2 protein-coding genes are annotated in these 3523 nt (G+C 46.9%); both read left to right on the top strand.

From position 1 onward, the window contains the following. Window positions 1–100: 100 nt before the first annotated feature. The gene (locus tag VN105_RS29310) at window positions 101–946 is read left to right on the top strand and encodes a sugar phosphate isomerase/epimerase (protein ID WP_325646973.1); all 846 of its coding nucleotides are present in this window, start codon (window positions 101–103) and stop codon (window positions 944–946) included. A 205-nt stretch (window positions 947–1151) separates the two neighbouring features. After that, window positions 1152–3523: ABC transporter permease (locus VN105_RS29305; RefSeq protein ID WP_325646971.1), on the top strand; the 2372-nt coding region annotated here is incomplete at its 3' end.

Raw genomic sequence — 3523 nt, 5'->3', positions numbered from 1 at the left:
CAGCGAAATCATCAAAATCAGTGTTCCAAGACAAAATTCGCTTTAAAGCTTGCATTTTACATTGAAAGCAACTACTTTCAATCATCAAAAAAATAGCTATATGAAAAAACTGAGAAATGCGTTGATGCTGGCAGGCGGTCTGGCGGTTGCATTGTTTGCAAATTCAGCAGCTGCACAGGCCCGGGCAGATGCATTGGGCTGGAAGCTGGGGGCGCAGGCCTGGACATTCAATCATTTTACCCTGGCTGAGGCACTGGATAAAATGGACAGCTGCGGGATCCAGTATGTGGAAGCTTTTCCCGGACAAGTAATTGGTGGCGGTATTGAAGGTAAATTCGACTACCATATGTCGCCTTCCAAACAGGAAGAAGTAAAAGCACTGTTTAAAAAGAAGCACAAAACGCTGATCGCGTTTGGCGTGGTAGTACCCGGATCAGAGGCAGAATGGCGCATGCTGTTCGATTTCGCCAACAGGATGGGCATCCAGAGCATTACTTCCGAACCTAAAGAGGAAGACCTGGACCTGATCTCTTCCCTGTGCGATCAATACCAGATCAAACTGGCTATCCACGATCACCCGAAGCCAAGCCATTACTGGAACCCGGATATCGTGCTGGCAGCCATCAAAGGCAGAAGCAAATTAATGGGCGCCTGCGCGGATATTGGTCACTGGGTACGCTCCGGACTGGATCCTGTTGAATGCATCAAGAAACTGGACGGTCATATTGTAAGCCTGCATTTCAAAGACCTGAACAACAAATCAGCTGATTCCCATGATGTAGTTTGGGGCAACGGTGTTAGCCAGATGCCGAAGGTAATGGAGACATTAAAAAAACAAAAGTTCAAAGGTTTGTTTTCCGTGGAATACGAATACAACTGGGATAACAATACGCCCGACGTAAAAGCCAGCGCTGCTTTCTGGAGATCTATCGTTAGCAACCTGTAAATATTAGTTGTCCTTACGGATAATGGATCCGGAGATAACGGCCTGGCCGGGATCTCCGGATTTTTATTTTGGGAATGTCCGATACCGGACGTCTCCTGTTCTTTACTGGACATTGGAAGCTGTTATCTTTGTTCTATCTCCCTGATAACTAAACAAATATATTTCCGTCCCGGTTTTTGCAGACAAAGCGCCAATACTTCCTCTTATGACGAATAGCTTCTTTACACTATCGTTCAGAACGCTTTGGAGAAAGAAATCTTTCTCCCTGCTCAATATCGTTGGCCTGGCCGTAGGCATAGGCGCCAGCCTGCTGGTTTTCCTCGTGATCCGTAACGAGATGAGCTATGATACCTATCAGAGTAAACGGGACCGGATCTTCCGGGTGGTAACTACCACCACCAGTCGCAGCAATAGCGAACAGTGGAGGCATAGTATGGTGCCGGCGCCGCTTGCTCATACCATGCGCCGCGATTTCTCTTCCCTGCAGAAAGTGGCTACCGCCGAATATATCGGCGGAGCGCAGGTATACATTCCCGGGGAAAACGGATCTGATGAGAAAAAATTTAAAGAAAGCGGCGGGCTCTTTTTTGTAGAACCGGCCATTTTTGACATTTTCGATTTTACGTGGCTTAACGGGAGCGCAGCTGAGTTAAATGAACCCAATACCGTGGCGCTGACGCAAAGCATGGCCGAAACCTATTTCGGAAACTACGAGCACGCTGTAGGAAAAATGATACAGCTATGGTCATACCGTGTGCCATTGCGTGTGACCGGCGTTTTTAAAGATCTCCCATATAATACAGATCTGCCGGTGCGTATGGCAGCTTCCCACGCTACCTGGCTGAAGCTTGATGATCATGAACGGCAAACTAATGAAGACTGGCGCTCCCTTTCGGGTGGAACGCAGTGTTTTGTATTAGCCTCCCCGGAGGAAAATATGGTTCGCTTACAGGCCCGGCTGCCGGCTTTTGTAAAAAATAATTACCGGGAGGATGCAGACAAAACAACATACACCACCAGCCTTACCTTTCAGCCGCTGAAGGATATGCACCTGGACAAACGCTTTGCTACCGTAAAAGACGACTCACTGTCGCCAACAGAACTATGGGCATTGGCTATAATAGGTTTGTTCCTGTTGCTGGTAGCCTGTATTAATTTCATTAACCTGGCTACAGCGCAATCAGTGAACCGGGCTAAAGAAATTGGTATAAGAAAAGTACTGGGCAGTGACCGTCTCCAGTTAATAAAACAATTCCTGGGGGAAACAGCGCTGATCACCGCTTTGGCTATTGTTTTGGGCTGTATAATGGCCTGGGTGGCTACTCCCTACCTGAGTAACCTGGTAGGGAAGCAGCTGGTTTTAAACCCATTGCGTTATCCATCCATACTGCTGTTTTTAATATTATCCGGTGTGATAGTTACTTTCCTGGCCGGTTTTTATCCTGCCATTGTTTTATCCGGATTCAATCCGGTGGCAGCTATTAAAAGCAGGATCAACAGCCGCCCTGGAAGCGGCATTTCGTTGCGCAGAGCCCTGGTGGTGTTCCAGTTTTTGGTAGCGCAATTGCTGGTGATAGGCACTTTGGTAGTAGTGAAACAAATGAAGTTTTTCAGGGAACAGCCAATGGGCTTTGAGAAAAAAGCAGTGGTGTTGCTTGACCTGCCCAGCGACAGCACATTAAAATTAAAATATGGCTATCTGAAATCACGGCTTTTGCAGTTGCCGGGTGTAGCAGCAGGAAGCCTATGTTCAATAGAACCTTCTTCCCGTTTCGGATGGTTCACCGATTTCTTTTATAACAACCAGGCCGACAGGCAGCCGTACAGCGTAAAACGCCTGAGTGCGGACACCGGTTACTTCAATACTTTTCGCTTAGGTTTGGTGGCGGGGCGTTATCCTTTTTCCAGCGATACCACGCGGGAAGTATTGGTAAATGAAAAAGTAGTTAAAAAGTTGGGGTTGCGTTCAGCAGAAGATATTGTCGGCAAGATGGTTGCCTTTGATAACGGCGCCCGTAAATTCCCTGTGGCAGGCGTGTTGCGGGACTTTAACAATAATTCCCTCAGGGATGAAATTTCACCTGCTATTATATCGTCCGATTACAACGACTACAGTACGCTGGCACTCCGGCTGGATCCTGAAAAAGTACCTGCTACCTTAAAGCAGGTAGAGCAGATATTCACCGCCGTGTATCCTACCTACATTTACCAATGTACTTTTTTCGATGAACAGATAGGCAACTTTTACAGGGCAGAAGCCATCACTGCATCGTTGTTTAAAGTATTTGCTTTCCTCGCTATTTTTATTTCCTGCCTTGGGTTATACGGGCTGGTTTCCTTCATGGTGGTACAAAAAACCAAGGAAGTGGGCATCCGCAAAGTGTTAGGGGCATCTATTCAAAGTATATTGTACCTGTTTTCCAGGGAGTTTACCTCTTTAATAGGTATTGCATTTCTGGTGGCCGCACCGGTGGGGTATTATTTTATGAAGAAATGGCTGCTGGGATTTCACTATCATACAGAAATAGGCTGGGGTATTTTCGTACTGGCTATCGCGTTATCCGTTTTAATTGCCTG

Origin of the sequence: Chitinophaga sp. (assembly GCF_035564935.1) — a bacterium.
Lineage (GTDB): Bacteria > Bacteroidota > Bacteroidia > Chitinophagales > Chitinophagaceae > Chitinophaga.
This window is presented reverse-complemented; position numbering and strand designations above follow the sequence as displayed.